Here is a 17,326-nt window from a genome sequence, read left to right as displayed (position 1 = left end):
TTTTGGTTTTTATTCTCTCTTCAGTATTGAGTGAAACAAAAAAGCCTTAAAACCAATCCATTTTTAAAATAGGGTTTTAAAGCTTTTAATCTTTGAAAAACTAGCTCCATTATCTCATTTTTCGCCAAAATTTTCTGCTAAATATTGTTTCAACTGTAACTGTAAAACATAGCTGTCATAAATCTTATAGAGGGCTTCTGCCTGATGATAATACTCTAATATTTCTGCTTGATTTAAAAATTTTTCTCCTGCCCTAGCTAACTGGCATAATAAATCTGCCAGTAAATAATTGCTATCGGCTTCCTTACAAAGTTCAATAACTTCCGTAATTTCCTTAATCGCTTCTTGCATTTGTTGACTATTCACCAAAGAACGAGCATAGTTATAGCGTATTTTGATATATTTATGAAAATGATCTATTCTAGAAAGATCAAGCTGCTTGACATTTTTTAGTAAAAATTGATAGAGTTCTTTATACTCTTTCATTCGATCCATTTCAAAGTAAAAGAAGGTTAATACATTGAAAAAATCTAAATAAAAGGGATATTGGGGTTTCGTATCTAAAATTAGATTTTCTAGTTTCTCGATAGCCTCTATTTTTAATTCGTTCACATGAAATAAGACAATTGCTTTGAGGTACTCTAGGTAAACTTCGTCTTCTTTGGATAGTAGATGGTCTCTTTCTGACTCTAATTCTACTAGATAAACAACTAATTCATAATCACGAGTTTTCAAAGCTTTTTCAACCGCTTTTTTAAACTGATCTAAGGTAGAAGAGGTTTCCTTCATACTTTCATCAAAGAAATACTCCATGGTCACTCCCATTTTTTTCGACAGGAGGTAAAGAATATCCGAACTTGGAGCAAAGTCCGTCTTTTCAATCCGGCTGATTTGACTTTGTTCACAAATCCCTTCTGCCAGCTCACTTTGAGTCATGCCTAATTCTTTTCGTTTATTTTTGAGCCGACTTCCCAGCATTTGAACCATTTCTATCTCCTTTGAATTTCTTGTTGAAAACGGTTCTATTATAGCACTTTTTATCTATTTTGGCATTTTTTGACCTCTATTTTATTGAACTTTTATATTTTTTATAAGAAATATCTTTTTAATACTCAGATAAAAATATTACGACATCATTTTAAGGATTAAAATTTTTATCCCTACACAACTCATTTCTATTTGGCTTGTGTCGTTCAATACTCTATATTCTGCTGTCCTTAATAGAGAACTGTTTGGCAAGAAAAAACTTCATGTATCTGGCATGAAGTTCCTTTCTCTTACAGTAGCAAACCAAGGAGGAGATTGACCAGTCCTGTTCCAAAGATGACCCATATCGTATTGATTTTCTTACTGCGAACAATTACAAAGGCTAAAATCAGTAAAATAAACTGGTAAACAGAGCTGGTATCTCCTCCCAACATCACCACTAAGCTGTAAGCCACAGAGGCAATCAGAGCCACCACAACTGGACGAATGGCTTTCATAACCAACTGTACACCGTTTAAATTTTTATAGCGGTAATAAATCATGGAAAAAATTAGGACAATGACAAAAGAGGGGAGAACATTGCCCAACGTCGCAACGACAGCACCGACTGGTCCTGCTACCTTCATTCCCACAAAGCTAGCGGAATTGATAGCCAGAGGTCCTGGGGTCATTTGCGAAATAGTCAGTAAATCTCCGTAAGTCGTACTATCTAGCCATCCCTTCCCCTCGACTATCAGGCTTTGGATGTAGGGGAGTGACGCATAACCTCCTCCAATGCTCAAAAGGCCAATTTTTACAAAGGTTAAAAATAAGTCAAGGAGCATCTGCAGTCCTCCATCTTCTCTCGATTGTACCCAGAACTAGCCCTAGTAGGGTCATGCTGAAAATAACCACTAACAGATTGACCTTAAAAAACAAGGTCAAAACAAGGGCACACGTAAAGGTTACCCAATGAGTCACTCCTTTTTGCTTTCCCAAGCCCATTACCAAGTCCACGACCACATCAAGAATAATGGCACACACGCCCACCTGCATTCCTTTGAGAAGACTGGCTACAAGAGGATTTCTTTTGACCGCATCATACAAAACATACATTCCCATGAGAATAACCATCGGAGGTAAGACAGTTGCTAGCATAGCGATTAAAGCCCCTAGTACACCAGCCATCCGATAACCAATGGCAATAGAGCTATTGACCGCGATAGCCCCAGGCGATGTCTGTGCTAAGGCAATCAAATCTAGCATCTCTTCCTCTTCAATCCAGCCCAATCGATCGACAAAGGATGTTTTCATTAGTGGAACAATCACATAACCACCACCAAATGTAAAAGCGCTAATCATAAAGGTGGTTTTAAATAATTTCCAAAGCATATATTTCCTTTCTAAACTTGGAGGGAAGCCACCCAGTCCACCATTTCTTCCAGCAAGGCCGCAAATTCTTGAGGACAGTCTCGATTGACTTCGTGACCTCCTCCAGCTAGGATTTCTAAACGACTGCGAGGAATTTTAGCAGCCAAATCACGCGCGGTAGCTAAATTCGCCCAATCCTTGCTGCCACAAATGACCATGACAGGTAGAGGCAGCTGAGCGAGCTTTTGGGAGAAATCCAAAGTAGACAAATCCTTGAGAATATCAAGCACTTCTTTCTTGTTCATTCCCCATTTTTGAAAAACAAAAGCTGGAATGACACGGAAAATCAATCCTTGTAAGGCATAAGCTCTATTTCCCTTCAACTTGTAGGGGGTAGCTGAAAGAACCATCCCTTGGCAATTTGGCAAGGGCTTATCTGCCATAGAAAGGGCTAGCAATCCACCCAAGGACAAGCCCACCAGCATGTAGGGTTGGTCCAGTTGCTGCAGCGATTGGTAGACTTGATCTGCCCATTGTTCAAAGGAATGAAATCCTTCTTCACTCTTGTAGGAAAAGGCGACTTCTACTTGGTGATCTGGCAAAGCACTGGCTACTTCCTTCCAAACTTCTGCTTTTTGGCCAAATCCTGATAAGCAAATGAATTTCACACTAACCACTCCTTTCGAATCTGAAACTCGCTCAAGAGCTCTTCTACCTTGTCAAAGCCTAGTCGGAAATGTGCAAGATTGTGACCGTCTGAGCCAATTGAGTACCGTTGGCACCCCATATCAGACAGCAGTTTAAGTGCATAGCGATAAAGTGCTTCATTGCCATAGAGATACATCGATTTGGTATTGATTTCAAAAGCAAGGCCATGCTCCATCATCAGTCGAAAAAGCAGGCGTAAGTCTTTTTCTGCTAGCTGTAATTCTTCTACGCTGACCTGCAACTTGCGAAAACCATAGTCAAAATGAGCCAGAACATGGGCTGGAACAGACTTTATTGCTTCCTGCATTTCTCGGATATAGGATCGGATATGCTGCTCTCTGTCTAGCTCAAATACCGCTTCTTCTAAGTAGTCAAATCGTCCATTGTGATGGATAGAAAGGAGCTTGACATCATAGTCTTTTCCCTCTAAAAAGGCTAAAATATCCGCTAAACGCGGGGCATAGTAACCAATCTCAATCCCTCGTTTCACGCGATTGCCATAGGAAAGATTGAGCTCTGCTACGGCTACCGAGTACTTGGCATAGTCAGGCACATCATCTCTAGGCCCACCTAGATAGGGATTGCTCAAGTCAAAATGCTCCGTCGTCACGATGTGCCCTTCGTAAGCTTGGAGATACTCCTCAAATGAGGCTTCACAATCATAAGAAAAATAAGTATGAAGATGATTATCTCGCATAAAACCTCCTAATCGACACGCACAACTTCTAAGTGCTGTCCTCCCAGTAAAATCAAATACTTTTCAATGGTTTTTATTCCGTATGAACGAGCTAAGGCCTCGGCATACAGGGCCAGCTGTTCTCTATAACGAGCTACTAAGTCACTTGCTACCTGATAATAATCCGTCTTATAGTCAAAGAGGATAATCTTGTCATCTAACAGCAGATAGCCATCCAAGATTCCCCGAACTACAAATGCTTCCTGGCTAGCTGGGTCTGTCTTTAGCATGGCAAAGGGGGCTTCGCGATGGACTTTTTGACGATGTTTAAGCAAGATTTTTCCCAAATTTGTCTCAAAAAAGAGCAGAATGTTTTGTAAATCAATGCGCTCCTTGACAGCCACATCAGCTTGGACTTGGCTGAGGGTCTGCTCAAGAATCTCTCTCGTCATAGGGGATTGAAGAGGGAGACGTTGCATGAGTTCGTGGACTGCACTTCCCACTAAAGCACCTGTCACCTTGGTTTTTTGAGTCACATCTGGCCAATCAATCGTCAGTCCGGCTTGTTTGTCTGGTGCAATCACATCCACCCCTTCTGTCTCCATCACTGGCTCATAGAGTTTCTTGATTTGACTTGGTGTCCGAACACTTGGCAAGTCAATGGCTGCTTGGTAGCTGCGATTGATCTCATCGACACTTTCTAAAATCGACAGGGCTCTTGTGATGTCCTCTGATTGGCGATTATGGGCTTGACTGTCTACAAATTCAAGCTTTGGTTCATGGATAGTACCAATCTTATCTGCCGTCAAGTCTTCATCGCCGATAAAACGAATATGCAAAGGAAGGTCATCTCTTTGAAAGACCGTGGTCACAGCCCAAATCCAGTCTTGAAAGGTCTGGCTATTGGCTCGGAGCGATTGGGGCAAAAGACCATTTTCTGCTAGTGGAGGAATTTCACCCTGCCATTTTTCTTGACTTGCCTTTCCGATAAGATAGAGCTTTTTCTCCGCCCGTGTCATGGCGACATAGAGTAGACGCATTTGTTCAGACAGCGTCGCAAGTTGCAATTCTTGGGCATTTTTTTGGTAAGGGAAGGTTTCAACTGATAGGCGGATGGGGTGGCTAAGCGTCATCTCCTCAGCAGACAGAGCTACATCGGCTACATATTTAATGCCTACCCCTTTTTTTCGACTGATAATCATGCTGGAAGTGCTATCTTGCTTATTAAAAGGCTGATCCAAATTCAACAAGAAGACGTAGGCAAACTCTAGCCCCTTGCTCTTGTGAATTGTCATAAGCTGAACAGCTTGTTGAGGAGGAGCAACGGCAACATTTGCTAAATCATGCTCATTCTCCAAAATCTTATCAATCATACTGATAAAACGAGAAAGCCCCTTAAAACTACTCTTTTCATAGTCATTTGCCCGAAGGGACAGGGCATAGAGATTGGCCTGTCGATGGTCACCATTCGGCAAACTCCCCACATAATCATAGTAAAATCGGTCTTGATAAATCTTCCAAATCAAGTCATAGAGCGACTGGGTCCGCGAGAGAGCTCTCCAGTTGGTCAGATAGCTCTCAAATAGCTGGAGTTTTTCCATCAACTCTTGCTCTATCAAGTGCGGGTGTTGCCCACTTTTTTTCAAACTATGCTGGAGTTTTTCGTAGAGATTTTCACCAGAAACATCAGCTGACCCTTGTAGAGAAATCCGTGCCAACTCATCCTCTGTAAAAGCAAACATGGGAGATTTCAAAAGGGCGACTAGGGCATAATCATTGAGTGGATTGTTAATGGTTCGAAGCGTATCTAGCATGACCATAACTTCCACAGATTGAAGATAGTTGCTCTCTGCCCCATCAGACACCACAGGAATTCCTGCCTCAGTAAAGGCCGTCAAAATCTTATCATTGCGGGTCCGCGATGAGGTTAAGAGGGCTATATCCTCAAAGGCAACCCCTTCTTCCTTATGCAAGCGAATAATTTCTTGGATGACCATGGCAATTTCCTTGCTCTTGTTGTCCATTTCCTCATCCACTTGGTCCTTGTCGTAAATCAGAAATTCAGCTTGATACTGGGACTTCTTCTCGCGTTTAGCTGGATTTCCAGCCACAAGGTAATGCTGCTCATCATAGCGAATCTCGCCCACCTCTTCATCCATCAAGTGCTTGAAAATCTCATTGGTAATGGAAAGCACCTCGATATGACTACGGAAATTTTCCTTGAGCAAAATCAGTTTCCCAGCTTTTTCATTCTCAGCATAGAGCTTAAATTTATCATTAAAAATCTGGGGTTCTGCCTGACGAAAACGGTAAATAGACTGCTTAATATCCCCCACCATAAAGCGATTTTGGCCGTTGGATAGGAGTTCCAACACTCTCTCCTGAATCGGGCTAGTATCCTGATACTCATCGACCATGACTTCGTGGTATTTATGGCGGTAGAAATCCTGCACTTGCGGAAATTTCTCCAAAAGCTCTATCGCAAAATGGCTGATGTCCGCAAATTCATAGGCATTTTCTATTTTCTTACGCTCTAAATAAGCCTCTATAAAGACTTTCATAAAGCCTTGCAAGGTCACCAGCATCTCACGTGCTTCTTGATGGTAGCGAGCTTGGTAGTCAAATTGGTAGAGCTGGCTGGCCAGAGTTCTGATAGTCTCTATTTTTTCCTTGCGCTCCTTATTATAGGCTTGAGCGAGTTCTTTTAACTCCTCTTTACGCGTGGTAATGGTCAAGGCTCTGCCATTGCTCGCACGAGAGATAGCTACGGTAAACTCCAAAACCTCTTTGACTCTTTCAAAATCTGCACTGTCACTCAGGGTTGCAATCTGCTCCAGAATTAAGGCTAATTGCTCTTGGTACTTGGTCTTGGCGAATTCTCGACCATCATTTACTAGGTGATGACTGAAAAAAGTCTCCAAATCATACAAAGCTGCCAAAATCTTTTGCCGTAAGTTCTCACGCTCCCTCTCCAAATCCAACTCATCATAGCCAATCAGAAAAGAATCTGTCAGCCACTTTAGGGGATTTTCAGTCGATTGGACAAAGCGATAGAGCTGATATACCCTCTCTTTAAAGCCTGCGATGTCTTTGCGTGTCCCGACAAAATTCTTCACCAAGTGCTCAAAAGACGATTTAGCCTTTCCATCATAGAACTGCGCAAATACTTGCTCAAACACTTCATTTTGAAGGAGGGTCTGCTCACTGCTACTTTGTAAGATGCGAAAATTGGGCGAGATTTCAAGCAGATATCCATATTTGGTCAGTAGCTTTTGAGTAAAGGAGTCCATGGTTCCAATATCAGCCGTTGGTAAATCGGCTAATTGCTTGGCCAAATGCTGCTTGAGCTCGCTGTCTTTCGTCTCTTGCATGAGCTTGGTGATTTCCTTTTCGAGACGCTCTTTGAGCTCGGTGGCTGCCTTGACGGTAAAGGTCGAGATAAAGAGTTCTTCCAGCTCCACTCCCCTCAGGATTTGATCCACAATTCGCTGAACCATGACAAAGGTCTTTCCTGATCCTGCCGAGGCAGAAACTAGGATATTTTGACCTGAAGTATAGATAGCTTCGATCTGCTCTGGTGTCCGCTTTGCGATTTTATCCGATTTCCTTTCCTGTTCTTGTAACTGCCTGATTTGTTCTGGATTTAAAAATGCTTGTCGTTTCACTGGTCCAACTCCTCTCTCATCTTCTCTATCCATGCTTGTCGCAAGGTGTCCCCCATTGGCCGCTTTTCATAATCCGCTGGATTTAGCTTGACCAGCTTTCGAGCCTGTCCCAAATGAAGATTGGCTTCAAATCCTGTAATAGCCTTGTATTGCTCTACAAAGGAATCAATGCTACGACCATCTTCTGTAAATGGATTGATGGCAAAAACACCTGTTAAAATCTGCTCTGCCGCTCGACGATAAAGCAAGCGATTATAGGCTAAAAGAACTTCTAATTCCTCTTTTGTTAAGAGATGTTCCTTTTTCTTTTGATAAAAAGTTCCCAAAAGAGCAGCATGATCTTTTAAAAACAAGCCCTTGTATTCCAAATTTTTCAGAGCAGTTGCTAGGGCTTCCCCCTCTTCTTTTGTATCTTTTAAGGCGACAACGGGATTGATCATTTGCAAGTACATGGCCCCAAAAATGTTCTCCAAGTTTGTTGCCCACTCTTCCTGCGTTAAGGCTGATAAATAGGTTGGTAATTGGGAATTTAGACCGTTGAAAAATTTCTGGTATTGAAAGCTAACATTGCCAGATTTGTAATCCACGACTCCCAGACTTCCATCCAGCAGCTCATCAATCCTGTCTACCTTTCCATTCACCTTGAGCTCACGTCCATCAGACAAGGTCAGAAAAGTCTTTTCACCCTTGCCAAAAATCGTCTCTTCGCCAATCGGACGAATGACTGGATTTTCTCGCAAGACTTGACCGGTCACCTGTGCGGTTTCAAGCAAGATAGCGCGAGTAAAAGCTGCTTGCGGTTCCGTGTAAAGTGAGGCAAATTCAGTCTCTTGACTGGTTTCTCGCATGGCTTCTTGTAGCCGTTTGTCAAAATGCTCAGACGTATTCTCCGCCATAACCTTCTCAAAAATGCGGTGTAGGAAATTCCCATGACTCCTTGAGTCAGGGGTCAAGCGAATGGTTTCTTCCAAGCGAAGGACATATTTCAAAAAGTAGGCGTATTCGTGCCGATAAAATTCGGTCAAAGCGGATGTAGAGAGAGAAAACGGCCGGTCCTTGGGATAGAGAATTTCCAAAGTCTCCAAAGACAGCGGACTACTCTTAGCAGCAGGAGCCAAAGCAGGAATTTCAATGCCTTGATGCTCTAACTTCTTGCGTAGAACACGCACAGCTACTGACCAGAAGGTCTGCTCAGACTCCGTCCACTCTTCCTCAATCTCACCTTGGTAGAGAGCAATGACACGAGACAACAACCCACGATAAGTCCCAATATCTTCGCTCGAAGCACGGACTTGCTTCTTTTCAATCGGCAAACCAATCGGCTGCTCCACCAAGTCCTTGAGATAAGGAGACATATTGCCCTCTGTTTCATTGAGGACTTGCGGGGTGGATAGGTACAATTCCTCCTTAGCTGCATTGAGCAAAGAAAAGGCCACAAAGCGATTTTTCTTCATGTTTTCCTTGCGGGCAATGATAAGCTCCGCCAAATCTTCTGTCTCTTCGTTCAATTTCGCCCGATCTTCATCGCTTAAAAGACTAGCATTTTGAGCAATCTTTGGGAAATTTTCCTGAGTCAGCCCGATAGCATAGACATACTTGCTAGACAGGGGTTCAATCAAATCATAGGATTGGACCGTTACCACGTCCACTCGAGCTGGGATGGTTCGGTAATTGGATAAAAGTATGCCCGATTCAAGGAGCTGTAAAAAGTCATCCATCCCCACTTTTTCTTGGGCAAACACTAGGGCAAATTGTTCCAAAACATGGCTAAAAGCCTTCCAAACTTCCTCTGCTCGCTCCTCCTCTTGAAGAGAGAAACCTGTTCCCATAGCCTTGAAATTTTCCATCAAGTGGCTTGATACCGCAAACGTCTGGAATTTCTTTAAAATCCCTTGGCTTGTCTTGCTCCGAGAAAGCAGTAAATCCGCCAAGGGTTCAACGATTTGCTCACGCAGGCGATTTAAGTGGTTCAGATTAAATTTGTGATGATGATTGATGGTAAATTCCCGCCGAAAAGCAGCCAAACCATTGAGATTTAAAAACCGAACATACTGCTCAAAATCATCCAAATCTTGCTGGCTAAACTGTCCATAGAGACCCGTTTTTAGCAGATTGAGCAAATCCTCTGCACGAAAATGATAGGTTTTTAAACGAGCCAGTGATTCAACAAACTGCACCAAGGGATGATGGGCCATGGACTCAGCACGTCCTAGATAAAAAGGAATTTGGTAGGCATCAAAAATCGTTTTGAGCTGCAGTTGATAAGCAGACACATCTCCCAAGAGCACGCGAATTTCCTTATACCGTGCTCCAACATGGAGCTTTTGCCGAATGCTCTTAGCCACATATTCCAATTCTTCCTTTTGGCTCAAACAGGACCAGATATGGACAGCTTGCTTATCCTCTTCTGTCCACTCCAAGTCCAATTGAGAGAAATCATACCGACTTTCAAAAAGCCGAGCTAACTTTTCAAAGCTATCTTCCTTCTTTTCATAAGGTAAATACTCTGGTTTTGTTTCAAATTCCTCTGCCAAGGTTCGTAAAAAATCAAGGCTAGCTTGATAGACATTGCCTTCAGAGAAATTACTCACATAAGCCTTTTGACTTGCAAAAGTTCCAATGATAACTTCTGCTCCTCGCTTATGCAAAAGGCTAATCAAATAGGCTTCCTCCGCAGAAAAACGAGTGAAGCCATCCACCACCACAGCTAATTGTGTCAGTTCTTGATCAAATTGCCCCGTTTCCAACTGCTCTGCAAAGCGTAACAACTTGGAACCTGACGCAAACTGCCCTTGATTCAACAAGTGGGTGACCTCTGTAAAAATCTTGAGCAAATCTGCTCGCTTCTCAGGCTCTTCTAGGCTTTCCAAGTCTGCAAAGCTCATGTGAGCGTCCTGCAATTCATGGTATAAATCGACCAGCTGCTGGATAAAACCTGCATCCTGCTTAAAGCGAGCATAGACTCTCAAATCCTTATCTGGAATGAGGGAAAGAGTCCGGTAAAAAAGCATGCCTAGACCAACATCATCTAGCGGCTCTTTATACTCTGGTTCATTGAGGGTAAAATAACGAGCCATTTGAGCAAAGCGTGTGATGGTGATGGCAAAGGAAGCTTTTTGAGGCAAATACTCCAGAACTGCTCTCTCCTTTTCAAAGGAGAGCGAGTTAGGAGCAATGTAAAAGACACGTTTCCCCGACTTAGCTAACGCATAAGCTTTCTCGGCTAACATCTGTGTCAAAGGATGACGAATATCCGTATAATATAATTTCATAGGCAACTCTTTTCTGACTGTACTAGGACTATTATAGCATGTTTCAACAGAAAATTTAGCACAAAAATACCTAGTCAAGCTGACTAGACTTTCTTCCTATCATTGACGGAACCAAAATACAAGCCTTTTTCTCCTAAAAAAGTATCAACACTCAAGTGTTCACTATTTTTTGGGATTTCTTCTCTGATTTGTCAGATTGAGAAATCTCGCTAAATTTTTTACTATTTTCCTCAAAACCTCTTGACATTGACGTTACGGTAAGTTGTATACTGAGAGTGAGACAGAAATGGTTAGACAAAATCTCCATTTCATCGTCTCACCCCGCAAGGTTGGCTAGACCTGTAATACTTTACCTGTCAGACAACTACTTCACATTGAACTGTTCAATCTATAACACCTACTGAGGTCTAAACCTCATTCAAATATCTTGCAAGATTAGAAACAAAGAGAGAAACAAGCATGACCTATTCAATTCGACAATTGGCGGACTTATCCGGTATCAGCACCCGCACCCTTCGTTACTATGAGGAGATTGGACTTCTTCTACCTTCTCGTAAAATGGAGAGCGGCTATCGCTTTTATGGTGAAAAAGAGATTAACACCCTACAACAGATTCTCTTTTTCAAGGAACGAGGCTTTGAACTCAAGCAAATCAAAAACTTGCTTACCTCAAAAAATACTGATACCTTAGCCCATTTAGAAGACCATTTGGCAGATTTAAAAGCTAAAAAGAAACGAATAGAGGCTATGATTGCTAATCTTGAACGCACCATTCAAGCAGAGAAAGGAACACGAACCATGACAACAGAAGAAAAATTTCAAGCATTTAAGGAGCAGAAAATAGCCGAAAACGAAGCACAATACGGAGCTGAACTTCGCAAAAACTATGGTGAAGAAACAATCGAACAGGCTAATCAACGTTTCGCCAATATGAACGCAGAAACCTACAAGCGTTGGCAAGAACTCGATCAAAAGATTAAAGCCCTGCTCCTCCAAGCGATAGAAGAGGGGTGGACAATAGATAAAAAGGAAAGCAAAAAAATTGTCCAACTCCATAAAGAATGGCTCCAAATCGCAGACAAGCACTATACTCCTGAAACACATATCGGTATCGCCCAACTCTACATCACAGATGACCGCTTTACTGCCTACTATGATAAGGAAAGCAAGGGCTGTGCTGCTTTTCTAACCGCAAGCATTGACCACTGGGCAGGATTGATAGACTAGACATCTATAAAACTCAAAATCCGACTAGGCAACGAAACCACAGGTAAAACTAGAGGTCAGCAAGGTGAGTTAACGGCGTCAGATTTTGAGTTTTGACAACAAATATCACTCCAATAACGATAGCAGCTCTCTTTCTAAAAAAACGCCTCCTTTAGCGTTCTGATTCCCAGAATTCTAAAAGGAGGCGTTTTTCTTTTTATTATTGTTCGTCAATCTTTGTCTCATCTTCAGTTGAAGATGCCATCCGCTCTTCTCCCCACCAATAGGGCATGAGGTCTTTTAAAGTCACAATTTCGCGTTTTTCATAATCGATCATGATTTCCATATTGCGATTTTCACGCGATAATTGCATCAAAAACTCACGACAAGCCCCGCATGGCATTCCAGAGCCTTCCCCATAAGGTGGTCGATCTCGAAAGGCAATCATCCGCTTGATTGTCGTTTGACCAGATTGCTGATACATATTAAAGGCAGCCGCACGCTCTGCACACAGATGAAAGACACCTGCTGTTGCTTCCATACAAAAACCAGTAAAAATTTGCCCATCCTCTGCCTCAAAGGCCGCTACCACATGATGAGCATAAACAAAAGGGGTTACTTCCACCGGAGCGTAGTGCTCTTTGGCTGCTTCATATAATTTCGTCCAAATGTCCATTTTCTTCTATTCTTTCAATCAGAAAAAATTAACGAATTTCTGCTCCTAACTGGCTAAGAGCCGCAGTGATTTTTTCCATATACTTGGCAACTTCTTCATCCGTCAAACTATCTTCTGGATTTTGGAAGGTCAAACTGTAGGCTATAGATTTCTTGTTCAGACCCAATTTTTCTCCTTCAAAAATGTCAAATAAGTGAATGGCTGTCAAGCGTTTCACCCCTGCACCTTCAATAGCATTGACCACTTCTTGATGGGTTACCTTGCTATCCAATAGCAGGGCAATATCACGTGTGACTGCTGGGAATTTCGTGATTTCCACAAATGGTTGAGGAGCCTCTAGCTGAGCTTCAATCGCTGATAGGTTCAATTCTGCAACATAGGTTTCTGGAATATCATAGGCTTTAGCCGTTGTTGGATGAACTTGGCCGACAAATCCAATCACTTCTTCTCCTAGCAACACAAGGGCCGTACGACCTGGATGCATGCTTGGTAGCTCTCTTGTTGCCGTGTAGTCCACTGTCAGCCCCAAACGCTCAAAGAGAGCCTCGACAATTCCCTTAGCATGGAAGAAATCAACTGGGACTGCTGCCGTTTGGAAATCTTTCTCTGTCACTACCCCTGTCAAGGCAAAGGCAAAGCGATTGATTTCCGTTGGTAAGTCTTCTTTTGGATTTCCTTCTTGCTCAAAGACCTTGCCAATCTCATACAAAGCAAGATTGCTATTCTTACGGGCTACATTGTAGCGAACAGTATCTAGCATGCCTGCAATCATATTCTGACGAAGAACGCTCCGCTCCACCGTCATCGGCCACATCAATTCGGTTACGTTTGATGGTTTTACGGTAAATTCCCTTGCCTTGTCTGGCGTTGTCAAGGCATAGGTTATGATTTCTGTCAAGCCTGCTCCTTCTGCGACAGTTCGTACCTTGCGACGAAGTTTTTGGGTGCTTGTCAACTCCCCAGCCGTTCCTGCATCTTTTGGCAAGGTCGTCGGCAGCTGATCATAACCATAAATACGAGCAATTTCCTCAAACAAATCAGCTGGAATAGTGATGTCCCAACGGCGGCGAGGCACGCTAACTGTAAACTGGTCGGCATTGCCAGAAAGACCGAAATCAAGACGGCGGAAAACATCCTCAATATCACTGTAAGCCAAGTTGGTTCCCAATACACGATTGACATCTGGCAAGCTTGTAGAGACCGTTTGATCAGACACATCTAGCTCACCAGCTACTACACGCCCTTGGTAGACACGTGCCCCTGTTAATGCCGCAATCATACTTGCTGCAGCATCCAATGCTTCTGTTACCGTTGCTAGATTAATTCCTTTTTCAAAGCGAGCAGATGATTCACTCCGAAGTCCCAAGCGACTGCTTGTCTTACGAATTGTTTTCCCATCAAAAACCGCTGCCTCAAGAACAATCCGCGTCGATTTCTCAGAAATCTCCGTTTCTTGTCCCCCCATGACACCAGCCAGGGCTACTGGCTGATCATTCACGGTAATCACCATGTCTGTCTCACGTAAATCCCGTTCTTCACCATCCAAAGTCACTAAGGTCTCACCAGCTTTTGCTAATCGAACCAAAATCGTATCCCCTGTGAAGGTATCCAAATCAAAGGCATGCATCGGTTGACCAAAATACAAGAGAATATAATTGGTCACATCGACTACATTGTTAATCGGACGAATGCCCGCATTCATCAAGAGATTTTGGAGCCATTGTGGACTTGGTGCAATCTGGACATGATCCAGCACACGAGCAGCGTAAAATGGAGCCTTCTCTGTCTCAAGTGAAACAGAGACCACATCACTTGCCTTTTCAGTTATTTCTGCAAGGGGAAATTCCTTGAACTGCACACTTTTATCATAGATAGCTGCCACTTCATGGGCTACCCCACGCATGGACAGAGCATCTGCACGATTTGGTGTAATGGACAGTTCAATTACCTCATCGTCTAGGTCAAGGTAGGAAAAGACTTCATCGCCATTAACCGCATCAGCCGGCAAAATCTGGATACCGTCCGCAAATTCTTTTGGAATAACCGAGTCAGAAATTCCCAACTCACCTAGAGAACAAATCATACCAAGCGATTCGAACCCACGAATTTTCCCTTTTTTAATCTTATAATTATCGGCAATACGTGCACCAGGAAGAGCCACCATGACCTTGATGCCTGCACGGACATTCGGTGCTCCACAGACGATTTGACGAGGTGCTTTTTCACCGACATCTACTTGACAGACATGAAGGTGGGTATCTGGTACATCCTCACAAGAGAGTACTTCTCCGACTACAATTTTTGACAGACCAGCTGCAGGAGAGTTCACCCCCTCCACCTCGATTCCTGTCGTTGACATCTTTTCCGCCAATTCCTTGCTCGGCACATCCATATCTACTAATTCTTTTAACCATTTATAACTTACTAACATCATACTTCCTCATTTTTCTTCTCTGATCCGCTTTTTCAAAAGCCAGTCAATATCTACTGTATCTCCTGTCACATATTCATGCTCACTAAAGCGTTCAAACCCATACTTGAAATAAAACTTTTGTGCCTTGAAATTCTTTTCCCAAACTCCTAGCCAAGCCCAGGTAAACTGACCCTCTACTGCCTTTTCAAGAGCAAATTCGAATAAGGTCTTTCCCAAACCGTAGCCCTGGTGGGATTTCAAGACATAAATCCGTTGAATTTCAAAGGCATCCTCTAGCTCATGCTCGGTCTGGGCCTCTCCCCAATTCACCTTCAAAAATCCAACTGGCTGCCCTTCATGAAGGATAAAATAATGGGCTGATTCTGGATTTTCCCATTCTTTTTCTAAGGTTTCAAGAGATAGATCATGGGCAAAATAATGCTCCATGTCTTCCTCCTTGATAAAATCTCCAAAGGTCTCTTGATAGGTCTGCACTTCTAGCTCACGAAGCAAGGGCAAGTCTGTTTTCTCAACGGTAACAATCATCGCTTCCCTCTACTTGAATTGGTCAGAAAAGCGGACATCCCCTTGGTAGAAACCACGGATATCGTTAATTCCGTAGCGGAGCATGGCAATCCGTTCTTGACCTAGACCAAAGGCAAAACCAGAATAGCGACTCGCATCAATTCCACTCATCTCAAGCACGTGCGGGTGAACCATTCCAGCCCCTAAAATCTCAATCCAGCCCGTCTGTTTGCAGACATTACAGCCATCTCCACCACACTTAAAGCAGGAAACATCGACCTCAACTGACGGTTCGGTAAATGGGAAGTAAGAAGGACGCAAGCGAATGCTACGCTCTTCTCCAAACATTTTTTGGATAATCAGCTGCAAGGTTCCCTTTAAATCAGCCATAGAGATATTTTCTCCAACCACTAGCCCTTCGATTTGATGGAATTGATGGCTGTGAGTTGCATCATCCGTATCGCGACGGAAAACACGCCCTGGAGAGATCATCTTCAAGGGACCTTTTGAAAAATCATGGGCATCCATCGCACGGGCTTGAACAGGACTGGTATGTGTCCGCATTAAGATTTCTTCTGTAATGTAGAACGTATCTTGCATATCACGCGCTGGGTGATCCTTTGGCAGGTTCATCCGCTCAAAGTTGTAATAGTCTTTTTCCACCTCAAAGCCGTCCACGACTTGGTAGCCCATTCCGATGAAAATGTCTTCGATTTCCTCACTAGTTTGCGTAAGAATATGACGGTTTCCAACTGCTAATTTGCGACCTGGAAGGGTCACATCCAGACTATCCTTAGCCAATTGGTTGGCCACCTTTTTCTCTTCCAGCAGGACTGCAGCCTCTTCAAAGGCAGCCGTTAGAATGTCACGTGCTTCATTGACATGCTTTCCGATAACAGGACGCATTTCTGCTGACACATCTTTCATACCTTTTAAAATCTCTGTTAACGAGCCTTTTTTTCCTAAAACAGAAACACGCAAATCTTGCAACTCTTTGGCATTTTCATGCGAAACTTGGCTTAATTTTTCCAACGTCTCAGCTCGCAAAGTTTGTAATTTTTCTTCAATCGTACTCATATTTCCTCCATATAAAAACATAAAAACCGCCTATCAACCTCACAATCGGAGCGTTGACACGCGGTACCATCCGTTTTCATTTGCAATACTGCAAACCTTTATTTTTAAGTCCGTACGCAAGTGAATTCGACCTATTTTCACTGAATGAGCTTCCAGTCACGGCTCATCTCCCTGAACAGTTTCCCTAGGTGTACTAGTCTTGCAGACTTCTATTCAATTTCACTCATGGAAATTCAGCTATCGATTTCCTCTGAGCACTACCTTCATTTTAGCAGAATTAGAAAGATTTGGCAAGAACCTATTCCAAGTCTCGTCTATACGAATACCCTTTTTCTGTCTTAGCTTGAATCTGAAATCCACAAGCAGTAAAACATTTCTGGGAAGCCACATTATCCTGATAGATTTCTCTGACATGTAGTGCAGAATAGCCTCGTTTTTTAGCCTCTGCGACTAGTGCCTGAACAATCTTTTTCCCAAGCCCTTGTCCTCGATAGGCTGGATCTCCAATCACAATTGGCACATCATTCTGTGAAAAGGTGACATCTCCAATTGCCTTCCAGCCCGTTTCCTCTTGAACTTCAATCGTATAGAGCTCTCCTGTCTGATCCAAGTAAGCATACATTCGCTGTAATTTTTCAAGGCTGTAGCTCTCCCTCACTCCATCTACAAGATAAACCACTTCTTGATCCTGATACCAAGCAAGAGCTTCGCTATCATCTGGTTTACCACGCCTTAGGCGTACTTTTTCATCAATTTCAATCATCTCTATTT

Annotated in this window: 13 protein-coding genes; 1 reads left to right on the top strand and 12 read right to left on the bottom strand. The window is 42.9% G+C overall.

The annotated features are described in order from the left end of the window. Window positions 1–114: 114 nt before the first annotated feature. From BFM96_RS07040 to rexB, 7 genes are all read right to left on the bottom strand, one after another. Entirely contained in the window at window positions 115–987 is an 873-nt protein-coding gene (locus BFM96_RS07040; RefSeq protein ID WP_068992199.1) for a helix-turn-helix domain-containing protein, read from the bottom strand. 290 nt (window positions 988–1,277) lie between these two features. Next, window positions 1,278–1,811, bottom strand: a complete 534-nt coding sequence (locus BFM96_RS07035; RefSeq protein ID WP_068992173.1) for a chromate transporter — start codon at window positions 1,809–1,811, stop codon at window positions 1,278–1,280. Beyond that, window positions 1,801–2,358 carry a chromate transporter gene (locus tag BFM96_RS07030; RefSeq protein ID WP_083201771.1) on the bottom strand — a complete coding sequence of 186 codons (558 nt, stop codon included), beginning with the start codon at window positions 2,356–2,358 and terminating at the stop codon, window positions 1,801–1,803. Before BFM96_RS07030 ends, BFM96_RS07035 begins: the two co-directional genes overlap by 11 nt. An 11-nt stretch (window positions 2,359–2,369) precedes the next feature. Then, window positions 2,370–3,005, bottom strand: coding sequence for an alpha/beta fold hydrolase (locus BFM96_RS07025; protein ID WP_068992160.1), 636 nt, complete (start codon window positions 3,003–3,005; stop codon window positions 2,370–2,372). Continuing rightward, the gene (locus BFM96_RS07020) at window positions 3,002–3,742 is read right to left on the bottom strand and encodes a PHP domain-containing protein (RefSeq protein ID WP_068992157.1); all 741 of its coding nucleotides are present in this window, start codon (window positions 3,740–3,742) and stop codon (window positions 3,002–3,004) included. Before BFM96_RS07020 ends, BFM96_RS07025 begins: the two co-directional genes overlap by 4 nt. A gap of 8 nt (window positions 3,743–3,750) precedes the next feature. After that, a complete protein-coding gene (gene addA / locus BFM96_RS07015) occupies window positions 3,751–7,386 on the bottom strand; it encodes a helicase-exonuclease AddAB subunit AddA (protein ID WP_068992155.1) in 3,636 nt (1,211 codons plus the stop codon). Continuing rightward, window positions 7,383–10,658: an ATP-dependent nuclease subunit B gene (gene rexB / locus BFM96_RS07010; protein ID WP_068992154.1), complete on the bottom strand. Its 3,276-nt coding sequence runs from the start codon at window positions 10,656–10,658 to the stop codon at window positions 7,383–7,385. The genes addA and rexB overlap by 4 nt, the downstream gene beginning before the upstream one ends. 459 nt (window positions 10,659–11,117) lie before the next feature. On the opposite strand from rexB, the gene BFM96_RS07005 reads away from it, so the two are divergent. After that, window positions 11,118–11,885 carry a MerR family transcriptional regulator gene (locus BFM96_RS07005; protein WP_068992151.1) on the top strand — a complete coding sequence of 256 codons (768 nt, stop codon included), beginning with the start codon at window positions 11,118–11,120 and terminating at the stop codon, window positions 11,883–11,885. 199 nt (window positions 11,886–12,084) lie between these two features. Here BFM96_RS07005 and BFM96_RS07000 read toward each other — a convergent pair whose 3' ends face one another. The 5 genes from BFM96_RS07000 to BFM96_RS06980 all read right to left on the bottom strand — a co-directional run bounded on the left by BFM96_RS07000 (window position 12,085) and on the right by BFM96_RS06980 (window position 17,318). Next, entirely contained in the window at window positions 12,085–12,540 is a 456-nt protein-coding gene (locus tag BFM96_RS07000) for a cytidine deaminase family protein (protein WP_068992148.1), read from the bottom strand. 28 nt (window positions 12,541–12,568) lie between these two features. Next, window positions 12,569–14,971 (bottom strand): phenylalanine--tRNA ligase subunit beta, encoded by a 2,403-nt coding sequence (gene pheT, locus BFM96_RS06995; protein ID WP_068992146.1) that lies wholly within the window; start codon window positions 14,969–14,971, stop codon window positions 12,569–12,571. Window positions 14,972–14,980: 9 nt separating this feature from the next. Continuing rightward, a complete protein-coding gene (locus tag BFM96_RS06990; RefSeq protein WP_068992143.1) occupies window positions 14,981–15,499 on the bottom strand; it encodes a GNAT family N-acetyltransferase in 519 nt (172 codons plus the stop codon). Window positions 15,500–15,508: 9 nt separating this feature from the next. Next, complete coding sequence (pheS, locus tag BFM96_RS06985; protein WP_068994242.1) at window positions 15,509–16,555, bottom strand: phenylalanine--tRNA ligase subunit alpha; 1,047 nt, start codon at window positions 16,553–16,555, stop codon at window positions 15,509–15,511. Window positions 16,556–16,853: 298 nt separating this feature from the next. After that, window positions 16,854–17,318, bottom strand: coding sequence for a GNAT family N-acetyltransferase (locus BFM96_RS06980; protein ID WP_068992140.1), 465 nt, complete (start codon window positions 17,316–17,318; stop codon window positions 16,854–16,856). Window positions 17,319–17,326 lie beyond the last annotated feature (8 nt).

Origin of the sequence: Streptococcus himalayensis, assembly GCF_001708305.1 — a bacterium.
Taxonomy (GTDB): Bacteria; Bacillota; Bacilli; order Lactobacillales; family Streptococcaceae; genus Streptococcus; species Streptococcus himalayensis.
The sequence above is the reverse complement of the archived record's forward strand: the minus strand, read 5'-3'. Positions and strand labels throughout refer to the sequence as shown.